A 20,477-nucleotide genomic window follows, 5' to 3' on the forward strand; every position below is an offset into this window, starting at 1 on the left:
TTCAACCAAATCCAGTCTTTGGAACTTTAAAAATAAATTTGGCATTTTATTCTGGTTTATAGCGCTTCAACTGGTCTTTTTGTTAAATCAGACCACTTATTTAACTGAAAACTAAGAATGATTCTTATCATCATTCAAAAATTAAAAGTTATATAAGCTTAGTACTCAGATTTATATTCGTACCTTACAGGATACATTTTCATAATGTATGAATCACAATTAAGCGGAAGGTAAGGTGGAAAATCACATGATTGATCCTGGTTCGGCCGAGGATGCTGCACCAAAGTTTTCAGCTTTAACCATCCTTCTTGCAGAGGATGATCCCGATGATTGTCTGCTCTTTAAAGACGCACTCGACGAGTCACCAATCAAAACTGAGCTCGTAACCGTCGCAAACGGGGAACAGCTTATGAAACTGCTTGCCACTAGTAATTCTCTTCCTGACTTGCTTTTCATGGACCTGAATATGCCCCGAATGAACGGATTTGAGTGTCTTTCGGAAATCAGGCGAAACGAGCAGCTTAACAAATTGCCCATAATCATAATCTCAACTTCTTCTGACAAAGAAAAAGTAGCGAAATTGATTCACAATGGTGCGCAACATTATATTCGCAAATCCTGCGATTATAACGAGCTCAAAAAATTTATTCATCAGGCACTACTGCTTTTAGCCTGATTACTCACGTAAAAATTTCCCGTAAAAATGGTACAGCCAACGGCAGATCTTTTTAAAAATGTACTATTTGTATGGACGATGTCAAAAAAAGGAGTAAAAGTAACCCGGTTGTCCTTTCGGATAATCTTTTTCCAGTAGTTGGAATTGGTGCCTCTGCCGGTGGATTAAATGCATTCAGGACTCTGATAACGGCCATTCCCGAAGACTCGGGTATGGCTTTTGTTTTGGTTCAGCATCTGGATCCAAATCACGAAAGCCTTCTGCCCGAGCTTTTGCAAAAAGCAACACCAATTAAGGTTCTGGAAATCAGTGATGATATTAAAGTACGGCCAAATCACATTTATATTCTTCCCAGTAACAAAATGCTTACGGCAAACGACGGCGTATTGGAGCTGAGCCTGCGACCGGATCGCAGTACTAATAAACCGAATTTACCAATTGATCTATTTTTCGACTCATTGGCTACCATCCACAAAGCGCACGCAATTGGGGTGGTGTTGTCAGGTACGGGGTCAGATGGATCGAAGGGCTTACAGGCCATTAAAGCTCAGGGCGGGCTTACGTTTGCTCAGGATCAGGACTCCTCGGCCTTTAAACAAATGCCCGCCAACGCCATTAGCATGGGTGTGGTTGATTACATACTTTCACCTGATCAAATTCCCCAAAAAATACTGGAACTCAGAAATCATTTTCAGCCCTTGGAGCAACCGGAAAAAACTGAAATAACGGAGGATGAAGGCTACAATCAGATTATTTCTTTCCTGAGAGTTTGGAAAGGAACCGATTTTTCAAGCTACAAGCAAAGCACGATTCGCAGAAGGATTTCCCGGCGAATGGCCATCAACAAAGCCGAAGATTTTGGCAGCTATATTTGGTTTCTGCAACAAAATAAAACCGAGCAGGATGCCTTGTTTCAGGATTTATTGATTCCGGTTACCACATTTTTTCGTGATCAAAACGTATTCGATCATTTAATTGAGAAGGTTTTTCCTGAGCTTATTCAAAAACAAAAGGATGGACTTCCCATTCGGGTGTGGGTGGCGGGTTGCAGCACGGGGCAGGAAGCCTATTCTCTGGCCATTAGCCTGCGTCAGTTACTTGGTCCGCATGTTCATCAGGTGCAGATTTTTGCTTCTGACCTCAGCGCTCCGGCCATCGAAAAAGCCCGTAAAGGTTTTTTTACCACCAAGGAAATTACGGAAGTTGACGATCAGATTTTACACGAATACTTCACCAAACAAGCGGGTGGATATCAGATAAAAAAGGAAATTCGGGATATGTGTATTTTTGCGGTACACAACTTTCTGAAAGATCCGCCCTTCGGTCGAATGGATTTGATAAGCTGCAGAAACGTGTTGATTTATCTGGAATCTCATTTGCAAAAGAAAGCCCTGAGTACCTTTCATTATGCCCTGGGACCAAACGGGTATTTACTGCTGGGCAAATCGGAATCTAGCGCCGTTGCGACCGGACTTTTTAAGTCCACCAACAAAGCATTTAAATTGTTTGCCCGAAAGGAAGTTGCCAATAAATCGATACCATTTACCACTACGTCAAGCCAGGAAACCTTTACGGGTTACAGTTCCTTGAAGGATCCTAAAAAAGTAAAACCAGATTTTCAGTCAGCAGCCGATGAGATGATCCTGACTAAATACGCACCGGCGGGGGTAGTCATCAATCAAACCATGGAAATTGTGCAGTTTAGGGGGGATACCTCTGGCTACCTGCAGCAAGCGTCCGGAGAGCCCAGTCACAACCTCTTGAAAATGGCTAAAAATGAACTGGCTTTTGAATTACGAAATCTATTTCACAAAGTTAAAAAACAGGGAATTCCGATCAGTAAGGAAAATTTTCCTGTACAGGTAGATGAAGGAATGCGCCTGCTGTCTATCGAAGTTATCCCATTGACTAACCTGGCCGAACCACACTTTTTGGTATTGTTTAAATTGCCGGTAAAATCTCTGGCCTTAGAGACTGGTAAAAAAGGAGCCAGACTTTCTACACAACAGAAGAAAGACGAAAAAGATCTGCGAATAAAACAACTGGAACGGGAAATGGTAGAGACCTATCAGGACATCCAAATCATTACCGAAACCCAGGAAATGGCCTATAAGGAATTACAGGCCGCCAACGAAGATTTGCTTAGTGGCAGCGAAGAGCTGCAAAGTCTGAACGAAGAATTGCAGGCAAGCAGAGAAGAACTCCTGAGCACCAACGAAGAGTTGACCGTTCTGAATCATCAGCTGATCAGCGTAAATAGACAACTGGTGACTTCCAGAAATTATGCGGAAGCGATTGTCGGTACGATCAGAGAACCACTTCTGATGCTCGATTCCAAATTCCGGATCAAAACGGCCAACAGTGCGTTCTTTAAAACTTTCCAAATCAGTAGGCCCCGAATCGTGGGCACATCGCTGTTTGAACTTGAAAATGGCCAATGGGATATACCGCTGCTGCATACGCTGCTTAAAGTTAACCTTCCCAGCAAGACCGAAATCACGGATGTAGAAATTAGCCACGATTTTCCGGGCATTGGCAATCGTGTGTTGCTTATGAGTGTTTGTGATATTTCGACGGAAGGTCAGGAGGAAAAATTCATTTTATTGGCTATCGAGGATATAACCCAGCAAAAGCAGCATCAGATTGCCAACAAATTGTTTGAAAAGCAACTGGAAGATCAGGTTGCCCAACGCACCTTTGAATTGCTGGAAGCCAACAAGTTGCTTGTGTTAAAGAATGAAGAACTGGAAAAAATGAATCGGGAAGTAGAATCCTTTTCGTATGTAGCGAGTCACGACTTACAGGAACCCTTGCGTAAAATTCAGGCATTTGCCGGAAGAATTTTGAAAAATGAGCATGAAGCATTGTCTGAAACCGGAAAAGATTATTTTCATAGAATGCAGCTTGCCGCCAATCGAATGCAGATCCTTATTGAAGACTTATTGGCCTACTCGCACAGCAGCAGTAAAGATCATACGTTTGAATCAACCGATTTGGACCAGATTGTTATTGAAGTAATTGCCGAATTGAAAGAGAGTTTACAGGCAAAAAATGCGGAGATTCAGTTTACTGCTTTGGGCTTTGCGTGGATAAAGCCCTTTCAGTTTCGGCAGGTTATTACCAATTTACTGGGCAATTCGCTTAAATTTTCAAAGGCGGATGTTCCACCGGAGATCACCATAAAGAGCGATAAACAAACAGGTTTGCATTTTCAGCGGACCAACGCATTGTTGGACCACGGCGCTTTGGTTCCGGATAAACAGTATACACATCTATCGTTTTGTGACAATGGTATAGGCTTCGATCCGCAGTATAAAGACAGAATTTTTGTAGTTTTCCAACGCCTGAACGGAAAAGAAAGTTATGCCGGCACGGGCATTGGTTTGGCCATTGTGAAAAAAATTATTGACAGCCATCACGGAACCATCACGGCCAAAGGTGAAAGTGGAGTTGGGGCTCAATTTGATATTTATTTACCTGTGAATGAATGATTTGGATTAGCAAATATCAACGAACAAAAAGGCACTTCGGGAGTTTCCAACACAAAACGATGACTATGTCATCGTTTTTTCTATTTTAGGAAATAGGGGTAGTAAACAACTTGTAACCCTGCACGGGTGTGATACCATTTCCTTTGGATAAAGCCCATGCGGTTATAGTTGAAAATTAAAGTATTGTTTTAAGGGGTGTGGATGTAGACTTGTTATGGCTCATTTTAAGCTACCAACATGCTCATTGATCGATATAAAACTTGACAGGCTGAACGAACAGGGTCGCATGTTGATCGGAGTCAGCTGCTGGCGGGCTTCGACCGCCAGGCGGCCCTGTTCGCTCAGCCTGACATTCAAAATTATTTACATTTCAATTCACTCACCAATAATACAAGCAGGCCACTTAGCATTGGCAGCTCGCTGCAACCACCGGTTAAACGTTTTGCAAGTGTAATCCAATGCACTAGAATTTTGATATTTTTTTGACTGCAAGCCGATCCTCCACTACCACGAATACAGTTTTGTAGTAGATTTGCAGAAATTGCAGAATACTCATTCCTCACACATGATTCCAACTGATTTTTGTTTGGGTAGACGTTTGAATACCGTCACACGCTACTACTGATCCCCTCCCAATCATTGCCCAATGCCATACTCTTTTCTTTATAGAATCATAAGGCACTTAGTTAGCTTAACAACAAAATCAAGTTTAGAACACATTTCATTTTTTTACACGTAACATGGTGGTCCGACGTCGAGATTTGTACACATTTTTCTCGTTGTGGCAAAATACTACCGTCAATTTTTCATACTAAGTAGCTGTTAGCTTTTAGGTTATTAGCCACTAGGGCTTATGTGGTTGTAAATCAATACTTTGTGATACTTATAAACCTAATATAATTTTGCTTAAATACTCAATTCAACTTCACTGCTATAAATAGATTTTACTAATGAAAATAACCTAAACAATAAAACCAAACTTTCATAAATTACTTTAACTCAACGAAAATGACAGACTTCTTCAAATTACTAATGCATGAATTTGATTTACCCTTGCGTAATCCGGTTCTAATCTTTTCTCTCATTCTATTCATTATTTTACTTTCTCCAATCTTACTACGGAAATTAAATATTCCCAGTATTATTGGTTTAATTATTTCAGGTGTTGTTGTCGGACCTTTTGGTCTTAATATCCTTGAAAAAACGGTGGCAATTGATTTATTTTCAACCATTGGTTTACTGTATATTATGTTTATTGCGGGCCTTGAACTGGATTTAAATCAATTTAAAGCATTTAAGAATAAAAGTATCCTTTTTGGTTTTCTTACTTTTATCATTCCTATTTCAATTGGATTTCCTGTTTGTCATTATATCCTTGGTTATGATTTCAATGCGAGTTTTTTAACAGCCAGTATGTTTGCTACACATACCCTAGTTGCCTATCCCATTGTAAGCAAGTTGGGAATTTCAAAAAACGAATCTGTAGCAATTACCGTTGGTGGTACGATTTTGACCGATACGGCAGTACTTATACTTTTGGCCGTTGTAATTGGAAGCAATGAAGGAAGTTTAAATCAGGAATTTTGGTTACGATTGGGATTTTCCCTGATTATATTCTCAGCAATCATGTTTTACCTGATACCAAGGATAGCTCAGTGGTTTTTTCGTACTTTGGAAAGTGAAAAACATTCCCACTATATTTTTGTACTATCAGTCGTTTTCTTTGCGGCTTTTCTGGCAGAAGTAGCGGGAGTTGAGCCAATTATCGGTGCTTTCGTTGCTGGATTGGCACTCAATAAACTTATTCCACATTCCTCTGCCCTGATGAATCGCATTGAATTTATAGGCAATTCATTGTTTATTCCTTTCTTTCTGATTAGTGTCGGGATGCTGGTAAACCTGCAGGTAATATTCAATGGGGCTGATGCATTGATTGTAGCAGGTACCTTATCCATTGTGGCTTTTTTTGGTAAATGGCTTGCCGCGTGGTTTACCCAAATTTTGTGTAAGTATTCAAAAGCACAAAGACAGCTAATATTTGGATTAAGTAGTTCACACGCCGCCGCAACATTAGCGATTATTTTAGTCGGATTCAACGCTGGAATTCTTGATGAAAACATTTTGAATGGTACTATTATTCTCATTTTGATTACCTGCGTCACGGCCTCTTTTGTTACTGAAAAGGCCGGAAAACAAATAGTCATTGAGTCAGCTGATGATACTTCTGACATTGCTATGATCCAGACAATTGATAATGAACATATTTTATTGCCGATTGCTGACATGGAGGATGTTGAAAAATTACTTGAATTTTCCATTTACATTAGGGATAAGAAGTCAACGAGTCCTGTATCTATTCTATCGGTCGTATCAAATGATGAGGAAGCCGAACACAACATTATGAAAGCGAGGAATAAGCTTGAAGAATTTGTTATGGAAGCATCGGCCTCAGAAACCAATGTAAATATTATTACTACAATTGATCATAACCCCGCTTGTGGAATCGCTCGTATATCTAAAGAAATATTGGCAGATATCGTTATATTGGGTTGGCCACAGAAAAATGACTTTTTAACAAAACTTGTTGGTGAAAAACTAGATAGTATTTTAAATGGTACCGACAAAACAATTTTTGTGAGTGATTTACAAAAACCACTAGTTTTACATAAAAGGATAATTTCCATCGTTCCACCCTTCGCAGAGCTGGAAAATGGTTTTGAACTTTGGATCATTAAAACCGGCACCCTGGCTGAAGAACTTAGTATTCCGATGATTATATACTGTAACGCCCAAACAAAAAAAGCAATTGAACGCGTTATAAAGAAATTTAAAATTACCTCAGCCATTCTGATCCACTTTTTTGATGACTGGGAAGATCTTCTGATTTTATCCAAAAGCATATCGGACGATGATTTGATTATCCTGGTTTCAGCCCGGAAAGGTTCAGCATCTTATTCTACTTTGTTGGAAAATATTCCGGTAAAAATGGAAAAGCATTTTGGTTTGAATAATAAATTAGTCATTTATCCTCAACAATTTAGCCATACTTTTGCGAGTACTACCTATAAAGATGTTTCCAGCGAACCTATAAATTTAGGTATTGAAGCAATTCAAAAAATTGGGAAAGGTATCGGTAATATATTCAAGAAAGAGGAAGAAGAAAAAGAAAACATTTAAAGCTATGAATTCCGAGATCAAAAAATACAACGAAGAGCAAATTGAAGATGACAAATTAGTATGCGACCGATTGGCGAACATTATTGCTAGTGAATTAAATGATGCGGAAAATAAAATATGGCATGCACATCCGGTGTGGTTTTTGGACAATAACCCAATAGTCGGGTATAGCAAGCAGAAAAAAGGGATTAGACTTATGTTTTGGAGCGGTGCGGACTTTGAAGAAAGTAGACTGAATGTACTGGGAAAGAGATTTAAAGATGCCTCCATATTTTATACAAACGTCTCTGAAATTGACATAAACAATTTGAAACGTTGGCTTAAAAAATCAAGAGAAATTCAATGGGATTACAAAAATTTGGTAAAAAAGAAAGGGAAACTAGATAAATTAACCAAAGATGAAGGTAACCAAAGAACACAATGAACGAATGGCAAAATTGACCTTCGGGTCGGTTTATCCTCATTATGTAAATAAAATTGTAGGCAAAGGCCGTACAAAAGATGAATTGCATGAGGTGATTGAGTGGCTCACCGGTTTTCATAAGGAAAAACTGGAAGAGTTAATTGCTCAAAAGGTGACCTTTGAAGATTTTTTTGAAAAGGCCAACTTAAATCCTAATGCACATTTAATCACCGGATTGATTTGTGGGTATAGAATTGAAGAAATTGAGAATCCACTTACACAGCAGGTTAGGTATTTGGATAAATTAGTGGACGAATTGGCGAAAGGAAGAAAGATGGAGAAAATCCTGAGAAGTGCTTAGCCTTTATTTTTAAAATTTTATCAGAAGGTTAATTATTAGACACTTGTATGAAAGATTTTCTATCAAAATTCCGATCCTTTACGGAAGAAGAAATGGAGTACTTTGAAGGCATTGGACAAATTCGATGCGTAGCAGCGAAAACTCTTATTTTTTCGGCAGATCGACCTTTTTCCAGGCTTTTGTTTATTCATTCCGGAATCATCCGAACGTTTCGGCTGATTGATAGCGAAGATTTTTCTTACTATTTTTTCTCGAATAATGACTTTGCGGTTGATTTCCAAAGTTATCTGACTGATACTCCTAGTCCAATATATTTTGAAACACTGACCGACACTACGTATACAGAATTCCATAAAAAGGATATTTTGCAATTATATGACAACTATCCACGCTTTGAAAGATTGGGCAGAATTATGGCTGAACAAGCCTATCTCAGCGCCGCCGATCGGTTGAAACAGCATCAGACCGATGACCTGAAAACACGCTATTTGAAGTTAATTTCAAAAAACCCCGAACTTTTCCAAACGATTCCTCAGCATTACATTGCCTCCTATTTGGGGGTAAAGCCCCAAAGTTTGAGCCGAATCAGGGCAGAACTTGCCGGGAAGTTTTACTAATTCACCTAGGTGAATGCGCAGGTTATGGGCTTTGCCAACCTTTGTACTGTCAATTAATTAATCAAAATTAACCAGTACAAAACATGAAAGCTTCAACCGAACGCAATTTGATGAGAATCATGCACCTGATCGCAGGTGGTGCCATGGGCGCCTACATTTATTCTCCGCTGGGTGAAATACCCGTTTTTCAATTTTTAACCAAAGTCCTGATTATTCCATTGACGATAGCCACCGGCTTATGGATGTGGAAAGGCATTCAGCTACGCAGGCGATTTTCCAAACCAGCCAAATCGGGCCGTATCTCTTTGCTATTTCTAATTTTGGCTTTGGGAGCGCAGGCCCAAACTGTACCGAAGCGATGGGGATCTGAATTTAGTCCTCTGGGCGCCGGAGTTTTCCGTTTGGCACAAGGTAAAATTACCTATGCTTTCAGGCCAGAAAGGCAATTCAAAACGGAACTTGGGATTGGTTATCTGATTCAACCTGAGTCTATGGCAAGCAGCAGCGAAGCTTTTAATAAAGATGGAGTGTACTCCGCCTATATGGGGTCTGTGGCAGTTAGGCAATACCTCTGGAAAGGTTTGCATGTAGAAGAAGTTGTCAACCTTGGACAGGGGCAGGTGAGCAGCAGCATAGTTGACGGAAAATCGTATAAAGCGTTTGTCATCTTCACACAATCATTTGTTGGGTATAAAATCAATGTTCTGAAACGGGATAAGTTCAATTTATTTCTGATTGGACAAGCTGGATTTGGCTACGTCCCGGTCAACACCAACCAATGGCCCCGCATGGAAACTTCGAGTTTTTATGGGCTGGGTGATCTCAAAGTGGGTATTAATTTCTAATTCTAAAACCGAAAATCATGTATCACTATATTATAAAGCAAATGGTTAAAAAATCATTTGCAGCCTTAAACCGCGGAGATTACGAATCTGTTTTAGAAGGAATCTCGCCAAGAATCATACATACCTTTTCAGGAAATCACCCCATCGGAGGCACGCGACATTCCGTTGAAAGTATGCGCAGGTGGTTCAAACGAATGTACACGATCACCCCTCAGCTACATTTTACGATTAAAAATGTAGTAGCAAGCGGTACCCCCTGGAATACTACAATTGCCGTTGAATGGGAAGACACGGCCACCCCGGCTAATGGAGAGCCGTATGTAAACGAAGGTGTACACATCATAAAAATGCGCTGGGGCAAGGTCTTTTATCTGCATGGTTATCTGGATACAGCGTTATTTAGTGACTTATGCAAAAGGCTGTCTTTGACTGGGCTGCCGGAAGCTTCTCTCCCACCCATCAACGACTAAACCCATCGACATGAACATAATCATCGAAAATCAAATCATCGAAAAAGCCAAAAGGCGGGTGGGCTTCAAAATTCATCTAACGGTATTTATACTTCTATTTCCCATAAACTGGATTATTTGGGCATTCACCGACACCTCCTACTTGTGGCCAGTTTGGCCAGCTCTTGGCTGGGGAGTTGGACTCCTGTTTCATTGGCTGGGAGTATACCATACCGATAAGTTCTTTTCAATTGACAGAGAAGTCAGGATATTGAAAAATTACTAATAAAACATAGCAAGATTAAATTTTGTATTTTTTCACGTTGCCCGGTAAGCTTTACCGGGCATTTTTTTTAGAAGACTTTCATTAGGAATAAATTTTGAATTATCTATAAAACAGCCATCCTAAAAAAAATTTATAGCAACCTAAATAACATTTAATAACCGCTTTAAAAAATTAAGTTATTTCCGAGCCGTTAAAGTGATAATTCAACTTTATTCGAGCATATCTATGAAAAAAGTATGTTTTTTAATTTGCGTCTTACTGGCAACCATTTCTTGTCAAAATCAAGAATCAATAAATCTTGCGAGCAGTCCTGAAACGGTAAAAACAGCTCTACTCTTTCCTGCGGGATTAAGAATTTCACAATTCGATGAGGAAGGTAAATCAATGACTTCCTCAGTTAGTGAATTTTTCTTTGTCTTTCTTCAGGATGGAACTGTTACTGCTACAAGAACTGACGAAGTTATTGTAGGAAACTACTTCGTATTTAGTGATGACGGCATAACTGAGTTGCGTTTAGGTTTCCCAAAAAATTCTCCATTATCTGAATTAGATGATGATTGGTATTTCATATCAAATGATTCATCAAGCATCCGTTTTGAGGATAATGAAGATGTATTAGAGTTCCAATTTTTATAAATCAACTTAAAACTTTCATGAAAACGACGATCAAGTATTTCTTTATAGTAACCTTCTGTGTGTGCAATCTAAAAGTGAGCATTGCCCAAACTGTCACAGAGCCCAAAACAGTATTTGGAAACACGAAGTCATTAAATGCCAGTAACATAGGTTTTTTTGTTTCTCCGGGTTATGCGTTCACCCAAATGGATGGCAGCCACGCATCGCTGTTTCACCTGCGAGGGGGAGTTTCTTTTAACGATAAATTCTCTTTTGGAGGTTTTTATAATACTTCGATGAATCAAATAAATCCGGTTAGCGAAACTTTACCAAATATTTATATGGATTATTGGTCAGCCGGTGGATTCGGAGAATTTACGCTTTTGTCAAATAGACTTTTGCATTTAACCCTGCCTCTGTACGTCGGGTTTGGAGAAGTACAAATGGACGATGATAATGGCGAAGCTGGGCTGGGCGAGTCCAACTTTTTCAAGCTTGAACCATCCGCATTACTCGAAGTTAACTTACACAAAAACGTACGTTTCAATATTGGTGCCGGTTATCGGTATGTTGGTCAAATGAATTATAGAAATTTTGATCAAACTGACCTTTCCGGATTAACAGGGTATGTCGGTCTGAAATTCGGTTTATTCAGGTAATAGTAAGTATTTCCATATTTTTATTGGGAGGATTTGTGCAGAACAACTAGTGTTTCTGGATGAATCCTCCCTTTCATTGTCAAATGATAGAACATCCGTTCAATAAACAATCAGCATTATTTTACTAATAAATACCTATACTTGTTCATTGGAAATTTAGTAAAGGTAGCAATGGATGTGAAAATATACGTACCTCATCTGGCATTACAGGAATATGTTTTGACTATTTCCACGGTACATGTCAAGCTTCCTGAAAATCATTGCGAGGTAGTAACTCCCTATCCTCCCACCCCCTTCCAGTCGCTGATTTTTTACTGCAATGACCCAGTTGCGATGGGGAGGGATTTGCAAACCAAATTCGACAAACAACCATCCATAGTATTGATTGGCCCTCAGTACTCACGGGTCAACATACGCGTATCGAATCAATTAAGAGCGATTCGGGTAGATTTTCTTCCGGGAGGCATGTACCGGATGTTGGGTATTCCGATGATTGATTTATTGGACGCAGGTTTGGACGCACAAGATGTTTTTGGATCCGAAATGAGAATCATTCATGAACAACTTTGCAATCTTTCTGAGCTGGAAGAGGGTAAAAATATCGTTGAAAAATTCCTTTTAAAGCAGGCTACAGCGCTCAAAACACGACTCCCATTTGATGCTGCCATGCGTATATTACTAAGCACTGATGGAAGGTTGAGCATGGAGAAAACAGCTTCACTCTCCTGTTTGAGCCTCAGACAATTTGAAAGAACGTGTAAAGAAAGAATTGGTATGAATCCAAAAATGTATGCGCGTATTTTGCGATTTTCCAGGGCCTACCGCCTGCGTGAAGCATTCCCGCACATGAGTTGGATTAAAATTGCCTACGAAGCAGGCTATTATGACCAAATGCACATGATCAGGGATTTCAAAGTATTTGCCGGCGTAAATCCTTCCATTATTGAGCAGCAACTATTGTTAACCCCCTTACGAATGCAAAAAGACCTTCGCTGGTAAGTTGTCGATTTTTTACTATGCACTACGAAGATGCGGACAATACCTTTGGTTAAAAAAAACATGAAAAACCAAACGAGTATTCTGACGTTTTGGAAGCTAAAAAGCCTTCCTGGTATCACTTGTACGCTTCTTTTGCTCGGCAATTCGGTTTGGGGTCAATCGGCCCATCAAGTAATACCGGATTCACTTCCACTGGAAAAATTGATGGGTTATTCCCAAACGATCCGGTATAGTATCGGACATCAGGAAAGGGCCGCATTCATTGCCCGGTTAATGGAAAATGCGGAAGTATTTTTTCAAAAAGAGGTTGGATTTACCCCGAAAACAGAACTTTATATTCTTGCACCGGGGGATTGGAAGTCCGTTGCCGCCAAGCCTTTGCATGACGTGTATGGTTTTCCGCACAATTTGGATCAGGTTCGTTTGGTGATTGCGGCGGAAGACAATGATTTTTGGCGAAGTTTTATCCCGCCGGTTGATACTCTGCCCGCCTCACTGGCATCTCAGTTTAAAACTGCCTATGCCAAACCCGACGGAACGTATACCATGATGCCTTTTTTTGATCTGCTGGCACTGCACGAAATGGGGCACTCCTACACCGCTCAGGCAGGTTTGAAAATGCACCGGCATTGGATGGGAGAACTATTCGTAAACATTATGCTGCATACCTACGTAGCTGAAAAAAAACCTGAACTCTTGCCCGCACTGGAAGCATTTCCAAACCTCATAATAAATGCCGGAACGGCAGAATATTCCTATACCAGTCTACATGATTTTGAAAAATTGTACGCTACATTAGGTATGGGGCCAAGAAATTATGGTTGGTATCAGAGCAGGTTTCACGGGTCGGCCAAAGCCATTTATGATGCCGGTGGAAAACAGGTTTTGAAAAAATTATGGAATGCGCTCAGGCAACATCAGCAGGAAATGAGTGATGAATCTTTTGCAGAAATGTTGAAAATGGACGTTCATCCTTCCGTAGCGGATGTATATTTGAAATGGAATACTACCCCATAATTCAGAAATGGTAGGTATTAGAATAGTCTGATTTGTATATTCGGGTTTGTTTATCAGTACTAAAATTTCAATAGGCAATCAATTAATGCAAGTTGATTTTGCGAGTATATTTGAAGCATGGGTCAATAGGAATATTTAACTTTATCCAACTATCTGAGCGGTTGCCATGCAGAAAACTCTATTCAAAATTTCAAAAATGGATTGTCCATCCGAAGAGCAGATGATTCGGATGAAACTTGCTGATTTGCAAATTATCAGGAATTTAGATTTTGATATTCCAAACCGACAACTGACTGTTTATCACACAAATAGTCATGTAGAAATACTTCAAAGACTTGATTCTCTAAACTTTGACAGTACCTATATTGAAAGCATTACTGCGGATTATCTGCCAATTCCTGCAGATACTTCTGTGCAGGAAAGACGTTTGCTTTGGCAGGTATTGGCCATTAACTTTTTCTTTTTTATCCTGGAATTATCCACCGGATTTATTGCTGGTTCTATGGGACTTATTGGCGATAGTTTGGATATGTTGGCCGACAGTTTGGTATATGGCCTGGCGCTTTATGCTGTTGGTGGAACCTTAGCCAGGAAAAAGTCCATTGCAAAAGCGGCCGGATACCTCCAATTTCTTCTGGCGGTTTTGGGACTTTTGGAAGTCATTCGAAGATTTACAGGTCAGGAAGCAAACCCTGCTTTTCGGCTTATGATTTTTGTCTCGATTCTTGCATTGGCAGGAAACGGACTTTGTTTGTACCTGCTGCAAAAAAGCAAAAGTGCAGAAGTACATATGCAGGCAAGTATGATTTTTACTTCAAACGACATTATGGTAAACCTGGGGGTGATTCTTGCAGGCGCCCTGGTATATTTAACGGATTCAAACTACCCTGATTTACTGGTGGGACTCCTCGTATTTATTCTGGTGGCGCTTGGTGCAGGGAAAATTTTGAATCTGGCCAAATAAATGTTTGTTTACTGGGAGCCCTCATTTTTGTAACTTTCCAATAAAATCACCACAATTAAATTACGAACTACATGAAAGAGGTTGAAAAAGATTCAGATAATACAATTTTTCTATCCAAGGGGGAAGGTAGAATTTATTCGTGTGGAACAATGACCGCCATTTTTAAAGCAGATGAACAAGAAACCGATGAAAAGTACAGCATTTCCGAGTGGTGGCTTGAACCCAATTCCAATGGTCCGGGTCCGCATCAGCATCCGGAAAATGACGAAGTTTTTTATGTTCTGGAAGGTACTCCAACTTTTTTGGTTGGTGAAAAATGGATAGACGCTGCCAAAGGAAGCTTTTTGAGAATTCCGGCGAGAACCCAACATGATTTTTGTAACCGTACAGACCAAAAAACAGGGATTCTGAATTTTTTCATTCCCGGTGGATTTGAACGCAACATGCCTGCAATTGTCAATTGGTTTGCGGAAAAAAAGTAAAAAAAGTATCCTAATAAAGTAAATGCTCTCTTTGGGTAAGAATTGCTTTTTTTCAGGTTGCTAATTTTTGAAAATTACCCCATAGCCAGTTAGTGATTTTTTCCATTCATAACAATTAATAGCCCTTTCGTCACGTAGTCTGCGAATTTTGATTCATTTTAATTTGTAGTTAACATTTGCATTATATCTTAGTAAAAGTTTATGACCTGAAACATTTGCGCAGGTACATAGATTGGGATTAATTTTGATTTACAGCTCAGCCTCATATTGAAGTTGAGCTGTTTTTTTATTGTTTTTTATGAATCATAAATACATGTTTTGGTATTCAATTTTTAAGATCAAACTCTACATTCTCTCATTATAATCAGACCTTCATTTATTAGTTTTTTGATTTATAGTTACATATTTTAGAGATAAGAGTATCTCTGACAGCTTATTAATTTTTTGAAAAGTTTTTCCTATGAGAATAATTATGGGAACAACCCCTAAATTCTGCTTTTTTTAGTTAAGAACAAAAGTTTTATATATTAACTATCAGGCACTTACACTCCTGGATGTCAAGTAATTTAAAATCTACAATTCCTGATGTGGGCTCCCAATCTTGACATTTTTATGTCAATTCATTCAAATTTCCTTTTTACATTAGCTACATGAATTGATCTTATTTACCTTTGTGAATGCTATCACAAATGGTGCCCCTTACGGAAGGATTACTTTATCCGGGCGAGTCTGACGAACCGGTACATTTTTTCTGCAAAGATTACCCTGACTCATCGGGAAGTTTCGGTCCGGAGCAATTCAGACAACTCTTTGGTATTGACCAAAATATTTCCATACTCACCCGTGATCCTTTTCATTTTTGGACCGCCGTCACTACTCATCATTCCTGGTATGACGACTCAGCACGTGAACGTGTAGAGCGATTTATTACGATCAGAGAAATCCTGGATTCAACCCTTGAAAATATTAAATACTTCGAAGTCGGAAACAGGGAAGTAAGCCTCTATTACCTGGGTTTCCACAATCAGTGCATTCATGGCCTGCAAACGATGGTCGTTCGCACCTGACAAACTCAACGTTATTTATGAAAAAACACTTTTGTGTACTGCTCCTGGTTTGGCTTTCGGTTTGTTGCGTCAGGCCAGTCATCATTGCCCCTTCAATTCCTGAAAGCGTTCACCTGAGTTTGGGCAATCCTTCCAATGCTGCCGAAAGTACAGCTGACAATTACTTGATGATTTTGCCGCAATACGCATTGAGCTATAACAAAGCTAAAGGTCACGCCAATTGGGTGAGTTGGGAACTATCCAAAGATTGGATTGGTACGGCGGATCGGCAGGACAACTTCCAACCGGATGAAACGCTGCCGGTGAACTGGTACCGGGTACTACCGTCGGATTATACAAATTCTGGTTTTGACCGGGGGCACCTTTGTCCTTCCGCAGACCGAACCAAAACGGTTGCTGATAATTCTGCTACGTTTTTGATGACCAATATGATTCCCCAAGCCCCGGAACTTAACCGTGAATCGTGGGCGAGACTGGAAGATTACTGCCGTACGTTAGCTCAAAAAAACTATCGTCTCTATATCATTGCGGGTACGTACGGCACCGGTGGCGAAGGGAGTAAAGGAATGGCCAACAGTATCAAGAACTCAGTAAACGTTCCGGCCCATAAATACAAGGTAATCGTGGCTATACCCAATTTTGGAACGGTCAATCAAATTTCTGAGACAACGCCGGTCATTGCGGTTGATTTCCCCAATCAGACATCCTTGACAAATAACAAAAGTTGGGCATCATTTATTACAACTCCTTCGGCAATTGAAAAAGCAGCAGGAGTAACGTTCTTTACAGATGTACATCCAAACGTTCGGGCGGCTTTGCGACAGGAGAAATTTGATCCTACGGATTCTGTGTTGGGATATTTTTTTGATACCCCAACACAGAACTAAGATTCATTGTCCTGTACGTCAATGGCAGTTGCGTAGAATTGAAATTATTGTTCAGAAGAATTTACAAATTCTTCTTTTTCATTTCTGATACGGCAAAATCTGCCGCCCGCGCGGTTAGTGCCATGTATGTTAGCGACGGATTGACACAGGAAGAAGAGGCCATTGCGGCCCCGTCCGTAACGAATACATTTTTGCACGCATGCACCTGATTGTACTTGTTGAGAACCGACGTTTTTGGATCTTTACCCATACGGGCCGTCCCCATTTCATGAATTCCCAATCCCAAATGCACTTCGGGTCGATTGTAGGTATTGATGTTTTTAAATCCTGCCGCTTCGAGCATTTCGGCAGCGGAGTTGGCGATGTCTTTGCGCATAGCCAGTTCATTTTCCCCAAAAGCGGCATCAAAAACAATCATCGGAATTCCCCATGAATCCGTCTTTTCGGCATCAAGATACATTCGGTTATCAGGATTTGGCAGTACTTCTCCAAAACCGCCAAACCCGATGTTCCATTTGCCAGGCTGCGTTATTTGCTTTTTGAAATCAGCGCCAAAACCGTCCTGAGCAACCCCGCGTTTCCAATCGCTTCGGCTAGCGCCCCCCTGATACCCAAAGCCTCGCATGTATTCGGTCTGTTTGTCGTTGGCCCAATTTCTAAATCTGGGAATGTAGAGCGCATTGGGCCGTTGACCATACACAATATCGTCCTCGAAGCCTTCGACGCTGGCATTAGCGCCAACGCCCAAATGATGATCCATGATATTTCGGCCCACCTGATCGCTATCATTTCCCAAACCATCGGGAAAACGGTTGGATTTAGAGTTCAGAAGTAAGGCTGCCGTGTTCATTGAACCGGCATTCAAAAAGATTATGTCCGCAAAATATTCACTCACCTCGCGTGTATGCTGATTTATAACCCGCACCCCGGTAGCTTTTTGAGTTTTTTCGTCGAAGAGTACCTCCGAAACAATCGTGTCGTGCAGCATCGAAAGACGCCTGGTTTGAGTTGCAGCCGGAATAGCCCCGGAAAGCGAACTGTAAACTGCGCCATAAGGACACCCGCGGGCGCATTTACTTCGGTATTGGCAGGTAGCCCGGCCAAGGGCCGTGTGCCACGGCTGAGGTTTGGTCAGATTGGCCGTTCGTCCGATGACAACCGGACGATTCAGCTTTTTCATCATCGTCTGCGAAAAATGTCTTTCGGGTGAATACATGGGCATGGCGGGCAGAAAAAAACCATCCGGAAGAACTTCCAGATTGTCTTTATTTCCATTAATGCCCACAAATTTTTCCGCGTGCGTGTACCAGGGAGCAAGGTCGTCGTAGCGGATCGGCCAGTCCACGCCGATGCCCTCTTTGGCATTGGCTTCAAAATCCTGCCGATTCCAGCGGTAAGACTGCCGTCCCCAGTGCATGGATTTTCCGCCCGTGTGGTAGGCCCGAATCCAATCAAATGGACGTTTTTCGATGTAAGGATTATGCTTGTCGTTGGTAAAAAACGACCCTGTCTCTTCGTTAGCCAACGTACCAAACCGGTTGTTAGCCCATAATTCTTCCGCCGAATGCACGGGTACTTTTCCGCGGTAAGCAAACTCCCACGGCGCTTTCATGGCGGTGTCATAATCTTCAATATGTTTGACTTCGCGCCCGCGCTCAATCATCAGCACGTGCAGTCCTTTTTCGGTAAGTTCTTTGGCCGCCATACCGCCCGTCATACCGGAACCTACCACAATGGCGTTGTATCGGTGGGTTTTATCTACTACTAGGTTTAAGTTCATGTCAGGAGCGATTGATCAGTACGCGTACATTTTTTGGTTGGGTTTCAATTTTACTTCTTCCAGTTTTCCGGGAATTGGCACGTAGTCAAAAGAGCTCCTAATTCCCACTTCGGAGGTAAAATACCCTAGCAGCGTAAGTTCTTTCATCAGCCGCCAAAAGGGAAGACCTTTGGCTTGAACTTTGATGAGTTCCTGGTCTTCATTATCACCCATTTTTGATTGCTGTACCTGATAAGCCTTCATCATTTCTTTCGTATCCTCTTCCAGCCTGCGTAGAAAATCCGTTTTTTCGGCGAGTGATTTTGTCAAAAATCCAGCGGTTTTTAGCTGTTGAATACCTTCATTAAAGCTAATATGTTCGGGTTGTCGGTAGCAATCTTTGAGCATTAATTCAATGAAGTCCGGTACCCCTGCTTCCAGTGCTCCGGGCGTATCGGTTTTGGGGATAATCATCTCGGCTACTTCCGCAACGATTTTCCTCTGCATCTCATTTAATTCAAACACAACGGTAGCGTTTTTCACCGCCGCTCTACTTTCCAAATGATCCATAGCCAGCAGCGTTGGCGCCGAAAACGCCCCACCCAAAAGCAGGGCTACATGACTAATTGCCTCTCTTCTATTCATGCGTAATGTTTATTTGTAAAATGCAGAACTTACCAAAATATACTTTTAAAGATCGGTTGTAAAGACGCACAGTATTGCGTCTCTCACTACATTTGCATGTCTTCGTTTTTCTTAAAGCTGCGGAGATAATACTATTTCAACGTTCCAGGCGTAGACCCTAACTATTGCGTTTCTACCACTCACATAATTATCCATATCCCATGACGTGGCACTATATATTCGCAGGACTATTCGTATCCTTTGGCACGTTTTCCTGTTCCAACCAGAATAAATCTGGAAATTCGTCCCACGCGGATAAGCGAGATACACTATCAATCCGCAATGATTTTCAATCCTACTTTGATTCCTGCCGGGTAGAAGGGGCTATTGTCGTATATGATGGAAAGAGAAAGCAGTGGATTATGTCCGATACGCTGGAGACCAGGCTTGAAACGCTTCCGGCATCGACTTTTAAGATAATTAATTTACTGATTGCGCTGGAAACCAGGACGATTGAGGACGAAAACACAGTGGTGAAATGGGTCGGGAGCACAGATACGGTTAAGTATGGCTATCGGCCCGAAATTTACCACGATATGACTGTGAAAGAGGCGTTTGAGGTTTCTGCCGGTTGGGTATTCATTGAATTGGCAAAAAAAATTGGCAGGGAAAACTACAAAAAATATCTTTCGTTAACCGATTACGGAAATCTTGACTTATCCCAAACCGACGCGGATTTTTGGAATTTTGGCGCATTCAAAATATCTCCTCTCAATCAGGTAGAATTTATTAAAAAGCTTTACGAAGAAAAACTTCCTTTTTCAAAACGCACTATGCAACTCGTTAAAAAAGTTATGATTACCCAACAGCTTGATGGCTATACGTTTCATACCAAAACCGGATGGACGAGGGATAACAATACCAATACCGGTTGGTGGGTGGGTTACATCGAAAAAGAAAAAGAGGTGTACATTTTTGCAACCCGATTATTGCAGGATAGAACGTTTAACAGCCCAATGTTTGGCAATTGCCGAAAAGATATTACCAAAGCAGTGTTTCGGGATCTGGGGATTTTAAACTGATAGAAGCCCAAAATCCT

General features: G+C 40.8%; 20 protein-coding genes. 18 read left to right on the forward strand and 2 right to left on the reverse strand.

Features of this window, described 5'->3' with window-relative positions:
- Positions 1 to 247 precede the first annotated feature (247 nt).
- From EZE20_RS05810 to EZE20_RS05890, 17 genes are all read left to right on the forward strand, one after another.
- Positions 248 to 676, forward strand: a complete 429-nt coding sequence (locus EZE20_RS05810; protein WP_132115468.1) for a response regulator — start codon at positions 248 to 250, stop codon at positions 674 to 676.
- 71 nt (positions 677 to 747) lie between these two features.
- The gene (locus EZE20_RS05815; RefSeq protein ID WP_132115470.1) at positions 748 to 4,167 is read left to right on the forward strand and encodes a CheR family methyltransferase; all 3,420 of its coding nucleotides are present in this window, start codon (positions 748 to 750) and stop codon (positions 4,165 to 4,167) included.
- Positions 4,168 to 5,175: 1,008 nt separating this feature from the next.
- Positions 5,176 to 7,344, forward strand: a complete 2,169-nt coding sequence (locus EZE20_RS05820; protein ID WP_132115472.1) for a cation:proton antiporter — start codon at positions 5,176 to 5,178, stop codon at positions 7,342 to 7,344.
- Between the two features lie 4 nt (positions 7,345 to 7,348).
- On the forward strand, positions 7,349 to 7,768 hold the full coding sequence (locus EZE20_RS05825; protein WP_132115474.1) for a DUF1801 domain-containing protein: 420 nt from the start codon (positions 7,349 to 7,351) through the stop codon (positions 7,766 to 7,768).
- Entirely contained in the window at positions 7,743 to 8,108 is a 366-nt protein-coding gene (locus EZE20_RS05830) for a DUF2200 domain-containing protein (protein ID WP_132115476.1), read from the forward strand. Before EZE20_RS05825 ends, EZE20_RS05830 begins: the two co-directional genes overlap by 26 nt.
- 47 nt (positions 8,109 to 8,155) lie before the next feature.
- Positions 8,156 to 8,725, forward strand: a complete 570-nt coding sequence (locus tag EZE20_RS05835; protein WP_132115478.1) for a Crp/Fnr family transcriptional regulator — start codon at positions 8,156 to 8,158, stop codon at positions 8,723 to 8,725.
- Positions 8,726 to 8,808: 83 nt separating this feature from the next.
- Positions 8,809 to 9,570 (forward strand): hypothetical protein, encoded by a 762-nt coding sequence (locus tag EZE20_RS05840; RefSeq protein WP_132115480.1) that lies wholly within the window; start codon positions 8,809 to 8,811, stop codon positions 9,568 to 9,570.
- Positions 9,571 to 9,587: 17 nt separating this feature from the next.
- Entirely contained in the window at positions 9,588 to 10,040 is a 453-nt protein-coding gene (locus EZE20_RS05845; protein ID WP_132115482.1) for a nuclear transport factor 2 family protein, read from the forward strand.
- Positions 10,041 to 10,050: 10 nt separating this feature from the next.
- The gene (locus EZE20_RS05850; RefSeq protein WP_132115484.1) at positions 10,051 to 10,305 is read left to right on the forward strand and encodes a 2TM domain-containing protein; all 255 of its coding nucleotides are present in this window, start codon (positions 10,051 to 10,053) and stop codon (positions 10,303 to 10,305) included.
- Positions 10,306 to 10,530: 225 nt separating this feature from the next.
- Complete coding sequence (locus EZE20_RS05855) at positions 10,531 to 10,941, forward strand: hypothetical protein (protein WP_132115486.1); 411 nt, start codon at positions 10,531 to 10,533, stop codon at positions 10,939 to 10,941.
- Positions 10,942 to 10,958: 17 nt separating this feature from the next.
- The gene (locus EZE20_RS05860) at positions 10,959 to 11,579 is read left to right on the forward strand and encodes a hypothetical protein (protein ID WP_132115488.1); all 621 of its coding nucleotides are present in this window, start codon (positions 10,959 to 10,961) and stop codon (positions 11,577 to 11,579) included.
- A gap of 171 nt (positions 11,580 to 11,750) precedes the next feature.
- A complete protein-coding gene (locus tag EZE20_RS05865) occupies positions 11,751 to 12,578 on the forward strand; it encodes a helix-turn-helix domain-containing protein (RefSeq protein ID WP_132115490.1) in 828 nt (275 codons plus the stop codon).
- 60 nt (positions 12,579 to 12,638) lie between these two features.
- Positions 12,639 to 13,595, forward strand: a complete 957-nt coding sequence (locus EZE20_RS05870; RefSeq protein WP_132115492.1) for a hypothetical protein — start codon at positions 12,639 to 12,641, stop codon at positions 13,593 to 13,595.
- A gap of 166 nt (positions 13,596 to 13,761) precedes the next feature.
- Complete coding sequence (locus tag EZE20_RS05875; protein ID WP_132115494.1) at positions 13,762 to 14,559, forward strand: cation transporter; 798 nt, start codon at positions 13,762 to 13,764, stop codon at positions 14,557 to 14,559.
- A 71-nt stretch (positions 14,560 to 14,630) separates the two neighbouring features.
- Positions 14,631 to 15,041 (forward strand): cupin domain-containing protein, encoded by a 411-nt coding sequence (locus EZE20_RS05880; protein WP_132115496.1) that lies wholly within the window; start codon positions 14,631 to 14,633, stop codon positions 15,039 to 15,041.
- A 677-nt stretch (positions 15,042 to 15,718) separates the two neighbouring features.
- Positions 15,719 to 16,108, forward strand: coding sequence for a nuclease A inhibitor family protein (locus EZE20_RS05885; RefSeq protein ID WP_132115498.1), 390 nt, complete (start codon positions 15,719 to 15,721; stop codon positions 16,106 to 16,108).
- 17 nt (positions 16,109 to 16,125) lie between these two features.
- Entirely contained in the window at positions 16,126 to 16,995 is an 870-nt protein-coding gene (locus EZE20_RS05890; protein ID WP_132115500.1) for a DNA/RNA non-specific endonuclease, read from the forward strand.
- Between the two features lie 61 nt (positions 16,996 to 17,056).
- Here the strand turns inward: EZE20_RS05890 and EZE20_RS05895 are convergent, their stop codons facing one another.
- Both EZE20_RS05895 and EZE20_RS05900 read right to left on the reverse strand, forming a co-directional pair.
- Positions 17,057 to 18,775, reverse strand: coding sequence for a GMC oxidoreductase (locus EZE20_RS05895; protein WP_132115502.1), 1,719 nt, complete (start codon positions 18,773 to 18,775; stop codon positions 17,057 to 17,059).
- A gap of 15 nt (positions 18,776 to 18,790) precedes the next feature.
- The gene (locus tag EZE20_RS05900) at positions 18,791 to 19,399 is read right to left on the reverse strand and encodes a gluconate 2-dehydrogenase subunit 3 family protein (RefSeq protein ID WP_132115504.1); all 609 of its coding nucleotides are present in this window, start codon (positions 19,397 to 19,399) and stop codon (positions 18,791 to 18,793) included.
- Between the two features lie 200 nt (positions 19,400 to 19,599).
- On the opposite strand from EZE20_RS05900, the gene EZE20_RS05905 reads away from it, so the two are divergent.
- Positions 19,600 to 20,460, forward strand: a complete 861-nt coding sequence (locus tag EZE20_RS05905) for a class D beta-lactamase (RefSeq protein WP_132115506.1) — start codon at positions 19,600 to 19,602, stop codon at positions 20,458 to 20,460.
- The last annotated feature ends 17 nt before the right edge of the window (positions 20,461 to 20,477 follow it).

This window comes from Arundinibacter roseus, from assembly GCF_004348825.1.
In the GTDB taxonomy this organism is placed as follows: Bacteria; Bacteroidota; Bacteroidia; order Cytophagales; family Spirosomataceae; genus Arundinibacter; species Arundinibacter roseus.

What these genes read in the sequence shown, in the direction of transcription:
- EZE20_RS05810 (WP_132115468.1), top strand. Translation starts at nt 248, where the DNA reads ATGATTGATCCTGGTTCGGCCGAGGATGCTGCACCAAAGTTTTCAGCT.
- EZE20_RS05815 (WP_132115470.1), top strand. Translation starts at nt 748, where the DNA reads ATGGACGATGTCAAAAAAAGGAGTAAAAGTAACCCGGTTGTCCTTTCG.
- EZE20_RS05820 (WP_132115472.1), top strand. Translation starts at nt 5,176, where the DNA reads ATGACAGACTTCTTCAAATTACTAATGCATGAATTTGATTTACCCTTG.
- EZE20_RS05825 (WP_132115474.1), top strand. Translation starts at nt 7,349, where the DNA reads ATGAATTCCGAGATCAAAAAATACAACGAAGAGCAAATTGAAGATGAC.
- EZE20_RS05830 (WP_132115476.1), top strand. Translation starts at nt 7,743, where the DNA reads ATGAAGGTAACCAAAGAACACAATGAACGAATGGCAAAATTGACCTTC.
- EZE20_RS05835 (WP_132115478.1), top strand. Translation starts at nt 8,156, where the DNA reads ATGAAAGATTTTCTATCAAAATTCCGATCCTTTACGGAAGAAGAAATG.
- EZE20_RS05840 (WP_132115480.1), top strand. Translation starts at nt 8,809, where the DNA reads ATGAAAGCTTCAACCGAACGCAATTTGATGAGAATCATGCACCTGATC.
- EZE20_RS05845 (WP_132115482.1), top strand. Translation starts at nt 9,588, where the DNA reads ATGTATCACTATATTATAAAGCAAATGGTTAAAAAATCATTTGCAGCC.
- EZE20_RS05850 (WP_132115484.1), top strand. Translation starts at nt 10,051, where the DNA reads ATGAACATAATCATCGAAAATCAAATCATCGAAAAAGCCAAAAGGCGG.
- EZE20_RS05855 (WP_132115486.1), top strand. Translation starts at nt 10,531, where the DNA reads ATGAAAAAAGTATGTTTTTTAATTTGCGTCTTACTGGCAACCATTTCT.
- EZE20_RS05860 (WP_132115488.1), top strand. Translation starts at nt 10,959, where the DNA reads ATGAAAACGACGATCAAGTATTTCTTTATAGTAACCTTCTGTGTGTGC.
- EZE20_RS05865 (WP_132115490.1), top strand. Translation starts at nt 11,751, where the DNA reads ATGGATGTGAAAATATACGTACCTCATCTGGCATTACAGGAATATGTT.
- EZE20_RS05870 (WP_132115492.1), top strand. Translation starts at nt 12,639, where the DNA reads ATGAAAAACCAAACGAGTATTCTGACGTTTTGGAAGCTAAAAAGCCTT.
- EZE20_RS05875 (WP_132115494.1), top strand. Translation starts at nt 13,762, where the DNA reads ATGCAGAAAACTCTATTCAAAATTTCAAAAATGGATTGTCCATCCGAA.
- EZE20_RS05880 (WP_132115496.1), top strand. Translation starts at nt 14,631, where the DNA reads ATGAAAGAGGTTGAAAAAGATTCAGATAATACAATTTTTCTATCCAAG.
- EZE20_RS05885 (WP_132115498.1), top strand. Translation starts at nt 15,719, where the DNA reads ATGCTATCACAAATGGTGCCCCTTACGGAAGGATTACTTTATCCGGGC.
- EZE20_RS05890 (WP_132115500.1), top strand. Translation starts at nt 16,126, where the DNA reads ATGAAAAAACACTTTTGTGTACTGCTCCTGGTTTGGCTTTCGGTTTGT.
- EZE20_RS05895 (WP_132115502.1), bottom strand. Translation starts at nt 18,775, where the DNA reads ATGAACTTAAACCTAGTAGTAGATAAAACCCACCGATACAACGCCATT.
- EZE20_RS05900 (WP_132115504.1), bottom strand. Translation starts at nt 19,399, where the DNA reads ATGAATAGAAGAGAGGCAATTAGTCATGTAGCCCTGCTTTTGGGTGGG.
- EZE20_RS05905 (WP_132115506.1), top strand. Translation starts at nt 19,600, where the DNA reads ATGACGTGGCACTATATATTCGCAGGACTATTCGTATCCTTTGGCACG.